Annotated in this window: 16 protein-coding genes and 1 pseudogene; 9 read left to right on the top strand and 8 right to left on the bottom strand. The window is 61.9% G+C overall.

Annotated features, from left to right (window positions below):
* Positions 1-25: 25 nt before the first annotated feature.
* A complete protein-coding gene (locus N2A41_RS13745) occupies positions 26-931 on the top strand; it encodes an SDR family oxidoreductase (RefSeq protein ID WP_260109028.1) in 906 nt (301 codons plus the stop codon).
* A 214-nt stretch (positions 932-1,145) separates the two neighbouring features.
* Here the strand turns inward: N2A41_RS13745 and N2A41_RS13750 are convergent, their stop codons facing one another.
* On the bottom strand, positions 1,146-1,898 hold the full coding sequence (locus tag N2A41_RS13750; RefSeq protein WP_260109029.1) for a pyridoxine 5'-phosphate synthase: 753 nt from the start codon (positions 1,896-1,898) through the stop codon (positions 1,146-1,148).
* 450 nt (positions 1,899-2,348) lie between these two features.
* On the opposite strand from N2A41_RS13750, the gene N2A41_RS13755 reads away from it, so the two are divergent.
* The gene (locus N2A41_RS13755) at positions 2,349-3,041 is read left to right on the top strand and encodes a MerR family transcriptional regulator (RefSeq protein ID WP_162116024.1); all 693 of its coding nucleotides are present in this window, start codon (positions 2,349-2,351) and stop codon (positions 3,039-3,041) included.
* Between the two features lie 135 nt (positions 3,042-3,176).
* Here the strand turns inward: N2A41_RS13755 and N2A41_RS13760 are convergent, their stop codons facing one another.
* Both N2A41_RS13760 and N2A41_RS13765 read right to left on the bottom strand, forming a co-directional pair.
* On the bottom strand, positions 3,177-4,304 hold the full coding sequence (locus N2A41_RS13760) for an ATP-dependent DNA helicase (protein ID WP_018074216.1): 1,128 nt from the start codon (positions 4,302-4,304) through the stop codon (positions 3,177-3,179).
* Positions 4,305-4,377: 73 nt separating this feature from the next.
* Positions 4,378-5,301, bottom strand: coding sequence for a LysR family transcriptional regulator (locus tag N2A41_RS13765; protein ID WP_260109030.1), 924 nt, complete (start codon positions 5,299-5,301; stop codon positions 4,378-4,380).
* A 132-nt stretch (positions 5,302-5,433) separates the two neighbouring features.
* Here N2A41_RS13765 and N2A41_RS13770 point away from each other — a divergent pair, with 132 nt between their 5' ends.
* From N2A41_RS13770 to N2A41_RS13785, 4 genes are all read left to right on the top strand, one after another.
* Complete coding sequence (locus tag N2A41_RS13770; RefSeq protein WP_260109031.1) at positions 5,434-5,913, top strand: carboxymuconolactone decarboxylase family protein; 480 nt, start codon at positions 5,434-5,436, stop codon at positions 5,911-5,913.
* 67 nt (positions 5,914-5,980) lie between these two features.
* Complete coding sequence (locus tag N2A41_RS13775; RefSeq protein ID WP_260109032.1) at positions 5,981-6,736, top strand: SDR family oxidoreductase; 756 nt, start codon at positions 5,981-5,983, stop codon at positions 6,734-6,736.
* A 69-nt stretch (positions 6,737-6,805) separates the two neighbouring features.
* Entirely contained in the window at positions 6,806-7,222 is a 417-nt protein-coding gene (locus N2A41_RS13780) for a cupin domain-containing protein (protein WP_162116020.1), read from the top strand.
* 193 nt (positions 7,223-7,415) lie between these two features.
* On the top strand, positions 7,416-8,897 hold the full coding sequence (locus tag N2A41_RS13785; RefSeq protein WP_260109033.1) for a mechanosensitive ion channel family protein: 1,482 nt from the start codon (positions 7,416-7,418) through the stop codon (positions 8,895-8,897).
* A gap of 15 nt (positions 8,898-8,912) precedes the next feature.
* On the opposite strand, the gene N2A41_RS13790 is transcribed toward N2A41_RS13785, so the two are convergent.
* Both N2A41_RS13790 and N2A41_RS13795 read right to left on the bottom strand, forming a co-directional pair.
* Entirely contained in the window at positions 8,913-9,401 is a 489-nt protein-coding gene (locus N2A41_RS13790) for an RrF2 family transcriptional regulator (protein WP_260109034.1), read from the bottom strand.
* A 118-nt stretch (positions 9,402-9,519) separates the two neighbouring features.
* A pseudogene (locus N2A41_RS13795) lies at positions 9,520-9,711 on the bottom strand (MarR family transcriptional regulator); the annotation flags it as partial.
* Between the two features lie 147 nt (positions 9,712-9,858).
* On the opposite strand from N2A41_RS13795, the gene N2A41_RS13800 reads away from it, so the two are divergent.
* Genes N2A41_RS13800 through N2A41_RS13810 form a run of 3 tightly spaced genes read left to right on the top strand, consistent with a single transcriptional unit; the run spans position 9,859 to position 11,568 of the window.
* Positions 9,859-10,239, top strand: coding sequence for a COG4315 family predicted lipoprotein (locus N2A41_RS13800; RefSeq protein WP_260109035.1), 381 nt, complete (start codon positions 9,859-9,861; stop codon positions 10,237-10,239).
* Positions 10,240-10,273: 34 nt separating this feature from the next.
* Entirely contained in the window at positions 10,274-10,789 is a 516-nt protein-coding gene (locus tag N2A41_RS13805; protein WP_260109036.1) for an RNA polymerase sigma factor, read from the top strand.
* On the top strand, positions 10,786-11,568 hold the full coding sequence (locus N2A41_RS13810; RefSeq protein ID WP_170276442.1) for an anti-sigma factor family protein: 783 nt from the start codon (positions 10,786-10,788) through the stop codon (positions 11,566-11,568). Before N2A41_RS13805 ends, N2A41_RS13810 begins: the two co-directional genes overlap by 4 nt.
* 3 nt (positions 11,569-11,571) lie before the next feature.
* Here N2A41_RS13810 and N2A41_RS13815 read toward each other — a convergent pair whose 3' ends face one another.
* From N2A41_RS13815 to nthA, 3 genes are read right to left on the bottom strand one after another with little or no spacing between them, the layout of a single operon-like run.
* A complete protein-coding gene (locus tag N2A41_RS13815) occupies positions 11,572-11,940 on the bottom strand; it encodes a nitrile hydratase accessory protein (protein WP_170276441.1) in 369 nt (122 codons plus the stop codon).
* Positions 11,927-12,586, bottom strand: a complete 660-nt coding sequence (gene nthB / locus N2A41_RS13820; protein WP_162116013.1) for a nitrile hydratase subunit beta — start codon at positions 12,584-12,586, stop codon at positions 11,927-11,929. Before nthB ends, N2A41_RS13815 begins: the two co-directional genes overlap by 14 nt.
* Positions 12,583-13,236, bottom strand: coding sequence for a nitrile hydratase subunit alpha (nthA, locus tag N2A41_RS13825; protein WP_260109037.1), 654 nt, complete (start codon positions 13,234-13,236; stop codon positions 12,583-12,585). Before nthA ends, nthB begins: the two co-directional genes overlap by 4 nt.
* Positions 13,237-13,300: the final 64 nt, after the last annotated feature.

Below are 13,300 nucleotides of genomic sequence, written 5' to 3' on the forward strand. Positions count from 1 at the left end.
CTGAAACATAGAAGGAACCCGACGTATGAGCGAAACCATCCTGGTCACCGGCGCCGCCGGACAGCTCGGCCAGCGTGTCATCCATCACCTCATCGAGACCTACAAGGTCGCTCCAGGCAACATCGTCGCGGCAACGCGCCAGCCGGAAAAGCTTTCCGATCTGGAAAACAAGGGCGTCGTTATCCGCAAGGCCGATTTCGACGATGCGGCAAGCCTGGAGACGGCTTTCGCCGGCGTCGATCGACTGTTGATTATCAGCACCGATGCGCTCGACACCCCCGGCAAGCGTCTCGCCCAGCACAAGGGTGCCGTCGCGGCAGCAGTCAAATCAGGCGTCAAGCACATCGCCTATACCTCGATGCCGGCGCCGGACAATTCGCTCGTCACCTTCGCGCCCGATCATCTGGGCAGCGAAAACGCCATCAAGGCAAGCGGTGTCGCCCATACGATCATCCGCGACGCCTGGTATCACGACAATTACCTGCACGGCATGCCGCACAACCTGCAGGGCGGCAAATGGTACAGCGCCACGGGCGACGGCAAGATCTCGACCATCTCGCGTGACGACTGCGCCCTGGCGATCGCCGCGGCCCTTGCCTCCGGCACATCCGAGAGCGCCACCTATACGGTGACCGGCACGCAGTCGCTGGACAGCCGGCAGATCGCCGCCATCGTTTCCGACGTCGCCGGCAAGCCGCTCGAAGTGATCGACGTCAATGACGAACAGCTCGGCCAGGGCATGCGCGGCGCCGGCCTCCCCGGTTTTGTCGCCGACATGCTGGTTTCTGCCGACGCCAACACCCGCGCCGGCAAGTTCGACATCGTCACCGAAGACTTCACCAAGCTGACCGGCAAACAGCCGCAGCCGCTGAAAGATTTCTTCGTGGAACACAAGGCGGCGCTGACGGCCGCTGGAGTTGGCGGGCACTGAGGGATTTACGGGCAGTGGCTTGCGTTGCCCCCCTCTGCCCTGCCGGGCATCTACAAGGGGGGAGATTGGATGGGAGTGACGGCTTCCCCAGACAGCTACCGCACGTCTGCTCCGATACGGTAGAGAGGGAGCAATGATCCAGTCTCCTGCTGATCTCCCTCCTTGTGGGGGAGATGCCCGGCAGGGCAGAGGGGGGTGGCCAGCAATCGAGTCCTCAAACCGCCTGCCCGCAGGCCCGGCAGAAGCGGCGCACCGTTTCCGCCATCCCGTATTCCAACGCATCGGCGGTCAGCCCATGGCCGATCGAGACCTCGGCAAGAGCGGGAATGCGCCTGACCAGCGCCGGCAGGTTTTCGACCGTCAGATCGTGACCAGCATTGACGGCAAGGCCGATTGTGAGGGCTGCATCCGCCGTCCGTCCAAGCGCTTCCAGGATCGGGGCCGCCCGCTCCGGTGCATCGAAGCAGCCGCCGTAGGGGCCGGTATAGAGTTCGATCCGATCGGCGCCGACCGCCTTGGCGATCTCAACCGCCTGTGCGTCCCCGTCACCGTCGGCAAACAACGACACCCGGCATCCCATCGTCTTCAGCCGCGCGACGGCATCGGTCAGGAACGCCCGATGCTTGCGGAAATCCCAGCCGTGATCGGAGGTCGCCTGCGCGGGATCGTCAGGCACCAGCGTCACCTGCTCGGGTGCCGCGCCTGCGCAGAGTTCGAAAAATTCCTCTGTGGGATAACCCTCGATATTGAACTCGGCCTTGGGGAATTCGTCGTCGATCAGGTTGCGGATGACAGGCAGGTCGGAGAAGCGGATGTGCCGCTGGTCGGGGCGCGGATGCACCGTCAGGCCACTGGCGCCGGACGCGAGTGCGATGCGCCCGAGCGCTTCGACGCTTGGCCAGGGCAGATCGCGCCGGTTGCGCAGCATGGCGACGGCGTTTAGGTTCACGGAGAGCTTGGCGGGCATGGCGAGATCCATCGGTCACGGAAATGGGAGACCTGCTTTTAAGCCAAGTGCTCCGCGATGGCCAACGAGATTCACAAATGGATGCGATGCCGATCGCTGATGGGCACCGAAATTACGCTGAGCATTTGCCGCACGCTTACCGCAGACAGTAAATCCCGTCATCTTTGAAGAGGACCGCGGGATCCCGCAGTGCAGCACATGTTTTTGTGCAACACACCCAAGAACCCGGCAAAATATGCCGGTAAAGTTGCTATCCCATTTAAAAGAGATTATTTTTAGCACTTATAAAAAAGATTGTTCACGCATAACGTGGACATCGTATCGCGTAGAGTACGCCGCGTACTGCTTCTTTCCCACTGAGAAGAACGCCTAGAGGAAACCCCACTCGCCGCGCACGGGAAGCAACTGGCAAAACCGCATGAGGTGCAACAACATGCCCCAGGAGGGTTCATGCCAGACGGTTCCAAACGCCTGTTTGCCACCGCCGGTATCGCTTCGGAGGCCCGGTCGAAATACCGGTTCCTGCCTTCGGCCGCGCTACCGCCGGATCTACCGGACGGTCCGGTGCCCATTGCCGACATGGCAAACGCATTCGGCGTCACGCACAGGACACTGCATTTTTATGAAGAGAAAGGGTTGATTTCAGCCAATCGCATCGGCCTGATGCGGGTCTATGGCCAGGACGACGTGATGCGCATGGCCGTCATTACAGTCTGCCGCGAAACCGGCATGCCGATCGCCGTCATCCAGGAACTGATGGACGAACTCCGCAACGCCGATTCGCAGGAAACGGCCGAAGCGATGTTCCGCGAGGCCCTGCAGGTGCGCAAGCGCGAGCTGACGGCCGAGATGTCGACGCTGCACCGCCAGCTCCAGCAGGTCGGTGACCTCCTTGATTTCGACGGCAGCATCGAGGATCCGCCGCTGAACGACAATCAGGACAGTGCCAGCCTGACCGCACAGGAGCGGCGTTGCCTGGAACTGATGGCGGAGGGTTATTCCACCCAGCGCATCGCCCGGGCGCTCGACCTGAAGCATGACGAAACCCGTGACCTGGAGGCCGGAATCATCCTGAAATTCCGCGCCAACAACCGCTTCCAGGCCATCGCCAAGGCAGTTCTGCTCGGCATCGTGCAGGCCTGAATCACGCCCCCGACGGCCGCCACCATCTCCTCTTTCTTCTGTCCGATCAGCAGATGCGATCTGGTCGCGCGTGCGCCCGGGTTCACGAGTGTGAACGGGATCATCGATTTGATCGGGATCGCCGGAGTGATAGGGTCAGCGGACTATCGTCAGCGTCTCCGCCGCGCGCGTGATCGCAGTGTAAAGCCAGCGTTCCCGTGTATCGCGAAACGCCCAGCTCTCGTCGAAGAGCACGACATCATTCCATTGCGAACCCTGTGCCTTGTGAACGGTCAGCGCGTAGCCGTAGTCGAACTCGTCATAGCGCTTTCGGGTGTTCCAGGGGATCTCGCCCTCGACGTCCTCGAAGGCCTGTTTCAGCAGCTTGATCTTGGCGGCTCCCCGATCCATGTCATCGTCTTCGGGGCGGACCAGCAGATTGATGCCGGGCTTCGTCGTTTCCTTGGATGAGGTCATCACCTGCCAGAGCGAGCCGTTGAGCAGGCCCTTGGCCGGATCGTTCCGCAGGCAGACGAGCTTGTCGCCGGTCTGGGGATAATCGGCATTGAAGCCTTTCAGTTCGCGCAGGCGCTGATTGTAGCGCCGTCGTGTCCTGTTGGTACCGACGAGCACCTGGTCGGCATCGAGGACCAGCTGCTGAGTCACCTCATTTTTCGAAATCACCTTGGCCGTACCGTAATCGCCGTACATCACTTCATTGCCTTCGCGCACCTGCATGGCGAGCTTGATGATCGGATTGTCGCGCGCCTGCCGGTGGATATCGGTGAGCAGGTAGTCCGGCTCCTGATTGGTAAAGTAGCCGCCGCCTGTGACCGGCGGCAGCTGGCCGGGATCGCCGAGCACCAGGATTGGCGTGCCGAAGCTCATCAGATCCTTGCCGAGCGCCTCGTCGACCATCGAGCATTCGTCGACGATGATCAGCGCCGCCTTGGCGACCGGGCTTTGCCGGTTGATCGAAAACATCGGCGCGATCGAGGTCTTGCCTGTTTCCTCGTCTTCCACCGCCTCCTCGCCGCGCGGCCGGTAGATCAGCGAATGGATCGTCCGGGCGTTCGAGGCGCCGCGCGAGCGCAGCACCTGCGCCGCCTTGCCGGTGAAGGCGGCAAACAGCACGTCTCCATCGACATTTTCGGCAAAATGCTTGGCAAGCGTCGTCTTTCCCGTGCCGGCATAGCCGAACAGGCGAAAGAGCGGCGAGCGCCCTTCCTTCAGCCATTTCGAAACAGCCTTCAGGGCTTCATCTTGTTGCGGCGCAAATTGCATGACCGCAGGACTTGGCAGGATTCGCGAGCTTTAGGCAAGGCGGAAAACGGCAAATCGCCCGGCCGGACGATCATCAGTTCCACTGCCGGTCCGCGCCACTGGCGCACATCGACGGGTCCTGCCCCATAGCCTCGGTGAGAAAATTCAGAACCGTCTTGACGCGCAGCGGCATGTTGCGCCGCGAGGGATAGACGACGGTAACCGGCAGCCGGCTCGGCTGGAAATCCCTCATTACGGGGACCAGCCGGCCGGCAGCGATATCGGGCATAGCGATGATGTGCGAAAGTACCGCAAGACCCGCTCCAGCAAGGGCTGCCCGGTGAATGGCGACGGCATTGCAGGCGGTCAGCCGCGGTGAGATCCGGACCGATATGTCTTCCGAACCGTTCGAGAAGGACCAGCTATTGGCCTCACCTGCCCTGTTGTAGCACAGGCATTCATGGTCCTTGATCTCCTTCGGTGCGCGGGGAGCCGCCCTGCGCGCGAGATAAGCGGGAGATGCAACGAGGAAGGCGGTCGTCCAGCCGATCCGCCGGCAGACGAGGCTGCTGTCGGCGACCTGGCCCAAGCGCACTTCGAGATCCAGGCGCTCCTCGATCATATCCGAGCCCTGCTCCCTGAAGATGAGTTCGAGGGAGAGCTTTGGATGGGCGGCGAGAAGATCGCCGAGCCGCTCGCTGAGATAGAGGCCGAGTGGTGCTGGAACGCTGAGCCTGACCTTTCCCGAGGCCATGGCGCCGTCCGATCCGGCCGCATCGCCAAGCTCCTCAATCGCTTCGAGAATCCGCAGCGCCATCGGCAACATCCGCTCCCCCTCTGCCGTCAGTGACAGGCCGCTCGTCGTGCGATGCAGGAGGCGGGTGGCGAAATGGCCTTCGAGGGCTGCGACCTGTCGCGAGACCGCCGGCTGCGTCACGTCGAGATCGTGCGCCGCCGCCGAGAACGACCCCGTCTCCACGACGCGCTGAAAGGTCCGCAATGCCGAAACGATATCCATCCCCTGCCCCTCATACTTTTGCGCATAGGCTTTATGCAGCCAGACTAAGCGAGAATGGCTTTACAGTCCAGCAATTAAGGATATCCTCTATCCATAAGGATATTTAATATCCTTAATTAGAGGAGAAGTTACATGACCCAGCGACTGAACTACGCCCAGCAGTCCCCCGAGCTTTTCAAGAAATTCATGGAATTCAGCATGGCGCTGAAGGGCAGCGTGATCGACGAGAAGCTGCAGGCCCTCGTCGAGATCCGCGCTTCGCAGATCAATGGATGCGGCTTTTGCCTCGACATGCATGTGAAGCAGGCCAAGATCCTCGGCGAGACCGAACTCAGGCTTTATCACATCGCCATCTGGCGGGAATCGACCCTATTCATCCCCCGCGAGCGCGCAGCCCTTGCCTGGACCGAAGCCCTGACGAAGCTGCCCGAAGGCGGCGTTCCCGACGAAATTTACGAACGGGTGCGCGGCCAGCTTTCCGAGAAAGAAATCTCGGACCTGACCTTTGTCGTCATGGCCATCAACGCCTGGAACCGCGTCAATGTCGGCTTCAAGACCGTACCCGGCGCGGCCGACAAGGCTTACGGCCTCGATAAGGCTGGCCTGAACTAACCCAGGCAATTTATTGAGAAGATTCACCTTTACGCTGCCGCGCCGCGGCAGCGAACGGAGATCTGTTATGAAAATCGTTGTCATCGGCGGAACCGGCCTCATCGGTTCAAAGACTGTCGAACGCCTGCGCAAGCGCGGCCACGAAGTGATCGCAGCCTCACCGAACTCCGGCGTCAACACGATCACCGGAGAAGGACTGGCGGAGGCGCTCTCAGGCGCCGAAGTCGTGCTCGACCTCGCCAATTCGCCGTCCTTCGAGGACAAGGCCGTGCTCGAATTCTTCGAGACCTCGGGCCACAATCTTCTCGCCGCCGAAAAACTCGCCGGCGTCAAGCATCATATCGCTCTCTCCGTCGTCGGCACCGAGCGTCTGCAGCAAAGCGGCTATTTCCGCGGCAAACTCGCCCAGGAAAAACTGATCAAGGCATCGGGAATTCCCTACACCATCGTCCATTCGACGCAGTTCATGGAATTCCTTGCCGGCATCGTGCAATCGGGCACGGTCGGCCAGACTGTCCGCCTGTCGCCCGCCTACATTCAGCCGATCGTTTCCGACGACGTCGCCGACGTCATGGCGGATGTGGCTCTGGCATCGCCCGCTAATGCGACGATCGAGATATCAGGTCCGGAACGGGCGCGCCTCAGCGAACTCGTCGCCCGGTATTTGAAGGCCATGAAGGACCCGCGCACCGTCGAGGCCGATGCCGAGGCGAAATATTTCGGCGCGAGACTCAACGACCAGTCGCTCGTTTCCGACAACGACCCGCGGCTCGGCTCGATCACCGTCGAGCAGTGGTTTGCGAAGTCCGCCCAGCCGAAGTGATCCGACTTGCCCTGAGGACGCGGCCACGCGGCTGCGCCCGGCTCAACCCTATCAACCGTGGAGATTCCAATGATCAGATCACATTTCCTCGCCGCCGCTCTTGCTTGCCTGGCGTTCACCGGCGCTGCCGCCGAGGACGGTAACAAGGCTGCCAAGGTCACGCTCGTCTATGAGCACGAACTTCCGAACGTACCGGGTAAAAGCATCAAGGGTGTGTTGGTCGAATATGGCCCGGGCGGCTTCTCCGAAGGCCACACCCATCCCGATACGGCCTTCATCTACGCCACCGTGCTCGAAGGCTCGATCCGCAGCCAGGTCAATGATGGGCCGGTCAAGGTCTACCAGGCCGGAGAGAGCTTCTCCGAAATGCCGGGCGACCGCCATGGTGTCAGCGCCAACGGCAGCGACACCAAGCCCGCCCGCCTGCTCGCCGTCTTCGTCGTCGACACCAGCCAGAAAGAGCTGACCTACCCGCTGAAGAACTGACGATCCGTCTTGCAGCGCCGCGCCTCTTACCAGACGCGCAAAGAAGGCTGTAACACTTTCAATCCCCGCATCGAGTTTCCGAAAATTGATTCCGATTTTCGGGCCGATGCGCTGGTCATTCGCGCCGGCCGATGCTTGCGCGGGCGGCCGACATACTGAATCATGTGCCGCCCGCCATCCCGGAGACTGAGAGATGATTCACGACGTGCTCTTCGGCAAGCCTTTGATATCCCTGATAACAGTCGGCTTTGCCGGTATCGCCGTCTGGTACTTCCTTTCCCGCCAACGGCCGACGACGCGGCTGGTGGTGCAGATCCTCTTCTTTGCGGTGATGACGCTGATCCTTGTCGTCAGCGGCATCGAACCCCACCGGTTTCAAGGATATGAGTCCGAGGATCCGCAGGCTTTGCTCGTCATTGTTGCCAAATCGCTCTGGTGGATCCATCTGGCATGGGCCGTCATCGGTTTCATCAGGCTGTATCTGGTGCTGGAGGGCAATCCGCGGGAGGCCCGCCTGCTCCAGGATCTCGTCATCGGCGTCGTCTATATCGGTATGGCTCTGTCGGTTCTGGCCTTCGTCTTTGGCGTGCCGATCGGAACCCTCGTTGCCACCTCGGGCGTGGTCGCCATCATTCTCGGTCTGGCGCTTCAGAATACGCTCGCCGACGTCTTCTCCGGCATCGCCCTGACACTCGGCCGGCCATATGTCATCGGCGACTGGATCCTTCTCAGCGACGGCACGGAGGGACGCGTCGTCGAAAGCAATTGGCGCGCCACACACATCCTGACCGGTGCCAACAATGTCGTCGTTCTGCCGAACAGTTTTTTGGCGAAGCTCGGACTGACCAACATCAGCCGGCCCGACGAAACCCATCTGCTGACTCTCACCGTCCGCGTTGCACCGACGCGCATGCCCGAAGCGATCCAGCGCGTTATGGAAGCGGCGTTGGCAAGCTGCAATTCGATCTTGCGCGAGCCGCCGCCGGTGGTCGCGCTCAAGGGACTTGATGCCGCTGCGCTGGAAATCGATCTCTATTTCAGGGTGACGAGCCCGAACCGGCGCGCCATTGCGCGAAGCGAGGTGCTCGATCTCGTTTACCGCCATTGCAAATCCGCCAGCCTGCTCCTCGCCGCTCCGGCCAGCGCCGCGATCGTCACGACCGGCCTCCCGACGGAAGAGGACGCGCGCCCACCCCGCGTGACACCACGCGAACTGATCGAGGCCATTCCGGTCTTTACGACACTGACATCGGATGAAAAGGCAAAACTCGCCGATATCACGGCTGTCCGACAGTTCCGCAAGGGTGACGTCATCGTGCGCGAGGGCGAAATGCTGCCCTCACTGATGATGGTGCGCGCCGGCATCATCGCGGCGAGGAACGCAGGCGAGGAACGCGGACGGCTCGCGCCGGGCGACTTTTTTGGCGAGACCGGACTGCTCGCCGGCATGCAGGAAGTGTGCACACTGGAGGCTCTAACCCCCGTTACCGCCTATGAGATCAACCAGGAGGCCTTCGCGCCGCTACTAAGCGAACGTCCGGCGCTGGCGGAAGAAATCGCCGACCACCTCGCCAGCCGCGCCGAGCGATTCCGCAATAGCACCTCCTTGCCCCCGGAACATGCCCGCAGGGCCCATGCCATCCTGAAAGCCATCAGGACTATCTTCAAGGCATAGAGACCAGTACCCCGCTCAGCCGGCGCGCTTGAGCACCCATTCGAACGTGCTCCGCCAAATGTCGGCCGGCACTTCCTCGGACAAGGTGCCGACCAGATCGGAAAGCCGCACGCGCCTCAGAGTATCGCGCCAGGCTTCGTCGGCTTCCCACATGATGCGGGCGACCGCGCAGGGCTTGCTGTCGCAATAACTGGCCGGCCGGCAGGGATTGTTTTCCCGGATGTTCGTGCAGGTGAAGCTGCGCGCCTTCCCCTCGACCGCCTCAACGATCTCAAGAAAATTGATCTCCGACGGAGCCTGGGCAAGCCGGTAGCCGCCGCTCGGCCCGAGCGTGGTCTCGACCAGCGACGCCTGCGAAAGGCTCTGCAGCGCCTTGGAGAGATATTCCTTCGGCAGGCCATGAAGCTCAGCGAGCGCCTTGGTCGAAAGATACCTGCCCTCTGGCAGGCCCGCGAGAATGGCGCAGCAGTGAAGCGCCCACTCGACCTGGCTTTTCAGGATCATTCAGCAACTCGTGTGATGGCTGGTTCTGCCAATGGAATTAAGGACATATCATATCCGAAAACCGGCCCGATGTAAATGACCTGCAAAAGCAGCGTCTTGCTCCTTGAACGATGACACTCGACGAGATCATCAGCGCCGAATACATCTCGTCGCGGTCATCAGGTAAGGCGGTCCGGAACGGCAAGCGTTGCGATCACGTCGAATTCGCCGCGGTCGAGGCCAAAATCGGCAAATGTCGCCTCGATGCTGGGACGCACCAGGTTCGACAGCCGGAAGGCCCGCCCAGGATCGCCATCGGCTCCGTCTCGAGCGCCCGACGGGACATGCGCGGGTGAAACGGGCTTCGGCCTACCTCGCCCGCCGTGAAAACATTTGCTGCGCCTGGAATAAAACCACCGCGCCTCGTGTCTCATCTCAGGTATCGCAAGATTGCGTGCCCAATCTGAGGAGAGACATCATGAAACCCGTGAAATTCCTGTCCGTCGTGGCTGCCGCCGCCTTTGCCGCGACTGCTGCTTTCGCCGCCCCTCCTGTCAAGACCGTCGAATCCGAAAAGGGCAAGGTGCTTGCCGGCGAAAACGGCATGACGCTCTACACCTTCAAGAAGGACGTGAAGGGCGTTTCCAATTGCAACGGCGATTGCGCCAAGAACTGGCCTCCGCTGATGGCGGCTTCCGATGCCAAGGCCGATGGTGCATATTCGATCATCGAGCGCAAGGATGGCAAGAAGCAATGGGCCAAGGACGGCATGCCGCTCTATTTCTGGGTCAAGGACAAGAAGATGGGCGACATCACCGGCGATGGCGTCGGCGGCAACTGGGATCTCGCCAAGCCTTGATCGCCAAGATCCCGATCACAAGCGAGTTGCTGGCGTGAAAACACCCGCACCCGAAACCTTTGAGGGCCAGATCCTGGCCCTCCTGCCCTCGCTCAGGCGCTATTCGCGCAGCCTGACGCGCTCGGATGCCGATGGCGAGGACCTGCTCCAGGATTGCGTCGAGAAGGTTCTCACGCGCCGCGGCCAGTGGCGCGGCCTCAACCTGCGCGGCTGGGTCCTGACCATCATGACTAATCTCTATCGCAACGGCCGGCGCGGCAAGGCGCGCGACAGCCTCGTCGAACTCGACGCCGCAGTTGAGTTGGCCGCGCCTGAAGTGTCGGCCGATCCGCAGGAGCGCGCGCGGCTGGACGATGCGCTGAACAGCCTTTCGGAGGAACACCGCGCCGTGCTGATGCTCGTGGTCATTGAGGGATACACGTATGGCGAGGTCGCAGACGCGCTCGATATCCCCATCGGCACCGTCATGTCTCGCCTGTCGCGCGCCCGCCAGCGTGTCGCCGAGCGGCTGAAAGCCGACAATATCATTACGCTCCGGAGACCGAAATGAACGAGACCAATCCGAGCGTCACCGAAGCCGACCTCCACGCCTATGCCGACGGCCAGCTGCCGGAAACGGCACGCCCCCGCATCGAGGCTTTCCTGGCCGACAATCCCGACGAGGCGGCGATGGTCGCCGAATGGCAGGCGCAGAATACAGGCATCCGATCGCTGTTTGCAGGCTATGAAAAAACAAAGGAAACCGACGCTCTCCTTGTTTCGCCGCCGCGCGGCATCTCTTCCGGGCGGAAACGCGCCGCGATCGCCGCAGCCGCCCTCCTCGTCTTCGCGCTCGGCGCCGTCAGCGGTCACTATGGTCCGGCCCTTCTGGAAAAACCGGAGTTGCAGCTTGCCGCCTCCGAAACCCTGCCGAAACAGGCTGAGACCGCCTTCATGGTCTATGCCACCGAGGTTCGCCACCCCGTCGAAGTCTTCGCCAACGAGGAGGCCCATCTCGCCACTTGGCTCGGCAAACGCCTGGCGATAGAGAATCTCAAGATCCCGAATTTGCAGTCGCTCGGCTTCAAGCTGGTCGGCGGCCGCTTGTTGCCGGTCGATGGCAGGCCGGGCGCCATGTTCATGTATGAAAACCAAGCCGGCGAGCGACTGACCGTCCTGGTCGGCCGCAACACGGAAAATCGCACGACCAGTTTCCGCTTCGCCTCATCCGACAATCTCGAGACCTTCTACTGGATCGACGGCGAACTCGGCTACGCCGTCACCGGCGAAATCTCCCGCGAGACGCTGCGGGAGGTAGCTGAGGAGTGCTACCGACAATTCCCGTCGTGAGGATCAGCGCGAGGGATCGTTGCTGAGCTCGATCGGCCGGCCGTGCGGCGTCGCTTCTGCCGCCCGCTGCCAGCTCTGCTGCAGGGCCAGGATCGTTTCCGTATCGGCGATGCCGTTGTCGACGATGAGTTTGGAGAGTGCCGCCACCCAGCAATCAAAATAGTCGCTGCCATCTTCGGCCCGGCCAGGCTTGTGCAATTGCGCGGAAAGCACCTCAGCCCATTCGCTCCAGCTGAACAGGCCGTTTGCATGCAGGTGCACGGTCATGGCAAAAGCTTCGGCAGCCCATGGCTCGGGAAAAACCGGCTCGCCCTCCGGCGACCTCGGCAGCCCGGGTGATTGCGAGAGCGGCGATATCTCATGCCGGCTCAAGATAGCTCTCCCAGGCATCGATCGATACCGTCAGTGATGGATCGGCACCCTCGCCCCAGAGCTCGCCGCCGCTGAAGACCACCGTGTAAAGCCATTGCGGGTTCTCGCCTTTGCCATGGGCATTATCGTCGGGAAAGACGAAAGAGCCTTGCACCGCCTCGACCATTCCGGTCCTGGCGCGTGCATAACGCGGCAGGCGCGTATGTGTGACCGGATTGAAATTCTTGGTCTTCACCGTCTCACCGACCACGAAGAGCGGCGCGGTCTCGACAGGACGATCGCAAGGGCCGCCTTTTGCCAGAACGCCGGGCACCATGTCCGCCTTCAGCACGCGTTTTGGAACCGCCCCCGCCTGCTGCGCATGGCCGGACAGCAATTCCGCGCGCGTCGCAAAGCCGTGCCGTTCGAGCAGCTTGTCGATGCCGCGGATCCAGATCTCGTAGTAGCTGGCAGCGAGATAATCAGCCGGCGGAATATTCTCCCGCGCATGCCGGCTTTCATCGATCGTCCATGCGCCGAACGCGCCGCAGGAAAGCGTGATGCCGAGCGCCCGCTTTTCCCATTCGGCATGGAAATAAGGCTCGTCCTGTTCGGGCGCGACAGGACCAAAGCTCATCTGCCCGCCGAGATCGTGCGGTCCGTTCATGTGGCGCTCTCCGGCTGGCGGACCACGGCCGCGCCGATCATCGCATCGCGGCTCACGAGATCCGCAAGCGTCTGCTCGTCCATTCCGTCGGTCCCTCCGGGCCGTTCGGGAATGACGAGGTAACGCAGCTCCGCCGTCGAATCCCACACGCGGATCTTCTTGTCCTCCGGCAGCGTCAGCCCAAATTCGGCCAGCACGCCACGCGGATCGATGACGGCGCGCGAGCGATAGGCCGGCGCCTTGTACCAGACCGGCGGCAGGCCAAGCACCGACCAGGGATAACAGGAGCAGAGCGTGCAGACGACGAGATTATGGGTCTCGGCCGTGTTGAAGACGGCGCGCATATGCTCGCCCTGTCGGCCGGCATAACCAAGGCTGGCGATGGCCGCCGTCGCATCGCGCTTCAGCCAGTCGGCGAAATCGGCATCGCTCCAGGCCCTGGCGACGACATGGGCGCCGTTTCTCGGTCCCACCTTTGTCTCGTAGGTCTCGACGATCGCATCGATTGCCGCCGGATCGATCAGCCCCTTCTCCGTCAGCAGCGTTTCCAGCGTCTTCACCCGCGCCTGCATGTCGGAATAATGGTTGTCATGATCGTGCCCGTGGGCGTGCTCATCTCCGTGAGCATGGTCGTCGTCATGGTCGTGCAAGGCGAAGCCCTCCCGAAACTGCCCGCTACTTCTATCATACACCACACGCCCGCCAAGCCCTCCT

Source organism: Rhizobium sp. SRDI969 (assembly GCF_025152725.1).
GTDB lineage: Bacteria > Pseudomonadota > Alphaproteobacteria > Rhizobiales > Rhizobiaceae > Rhizobium > Rhizobium leguminosarum_I.

What these genes read in the sequence shown, in the direction of transcription:
- N2A41_RS13765 (WP_260109030.1), bottom strand. Translation starts at nt 5,301, where the DNA reads ATGGATATCGTTTCGGCATTGCGGACCTTTCAGCGCGTCGTGGAGACG.
- N2A41_RS13810 (WP_170276442.1), top strand. Translation starts at nt 10,786, where the DNA reads ATGAACGAGACCAATCCGAGCGTCACCGAAGCCGACCTCCACGCCTAT.
- N2A41_RS13750 (WP_260109029.1), bottom strand. Translation starts at nt 1,898, where the DNA reads ATGCCCGCCAAGCTCTCCGTGAACCTAAACGCCGTCGCCATGCTGCGC.
- N2A41_RS13760 (WP_018074216.1), bottom strand. Translation starts at nt 4,304, where the DNA reads ATGCAATTTGCGCCGCAACAAGATGAAGCCCTGAAGGCTGTTTCGAAA.
- N2A41_RS13785 (WP_260109033.1), top strand. Translation starts at nt 7,416, where the DNA reads ATGATTCACGACGTGCTCTTCGGCAAGCCTTTGATATCCCTGATAACA.
- N2A41_RS13780 (WP_162116020.1), top strand. Translation starts at nt 6,806, where the DNA reads ATGATCAGATCACATTTCCTCGCCGCCGCTCTTGCTTGCCTGGCGTTC.
- nthB (WP_162116013.1), bottom strand. Translation starts at nt 12,586, where the DNA reads ATGAACGGACCGCACGATCTCGGCGGGCAGATGAGCTTTGGTCCTGTC.
- N2A41_RS13775 (WP_260109032.1), top strand. Translation starts at nt 5,981, where the DNA reads ATGAAAATCGTTGTCATCGGCGGAACCGGCCTCATCGGTTCAAAGACT.
- N2A41_RS13770 (WP_260109031.1), top strand. Translation starts at nt 5,434, where the DNA reads ATGACCCAGCGACTGAACTACGCCCAGCAGTCCCCCGAGCTTTTCAAG.
- N2A41_RS13790 (WP_260109034.1), bottom strand. Translation starts at nt 9,401, where the DNA reads ATGATCCTGAAAAGCCAGGTCGAGTGGGCGCTTCACTGCTGCGCCATT.
- N2A41_RS13800 (WP_260109035.1), top strand. Translation starts at nt 9,859, where the DNA reads ATGAAACCCGTGAAATTCCTGTCCGTCGTGGCTGCCGCCGCCTTTGCC.
- N2A41_RS13755 (WP_162116024.1), top strand. Translation starts at nt 2,349, where the DNA reads ATGCCAGACGGTTCCAAACGCCTGTTTGCCACCGCCGGTATCGCTTCG.
- N2A41_RS13745 (WP_260109028.1), top strand. Translation starts at nt 26, where the DNA reads ATGAGCGAAACCATCCTGGTCACCGGCGCCGCCGGACAGCTCGGCCAG.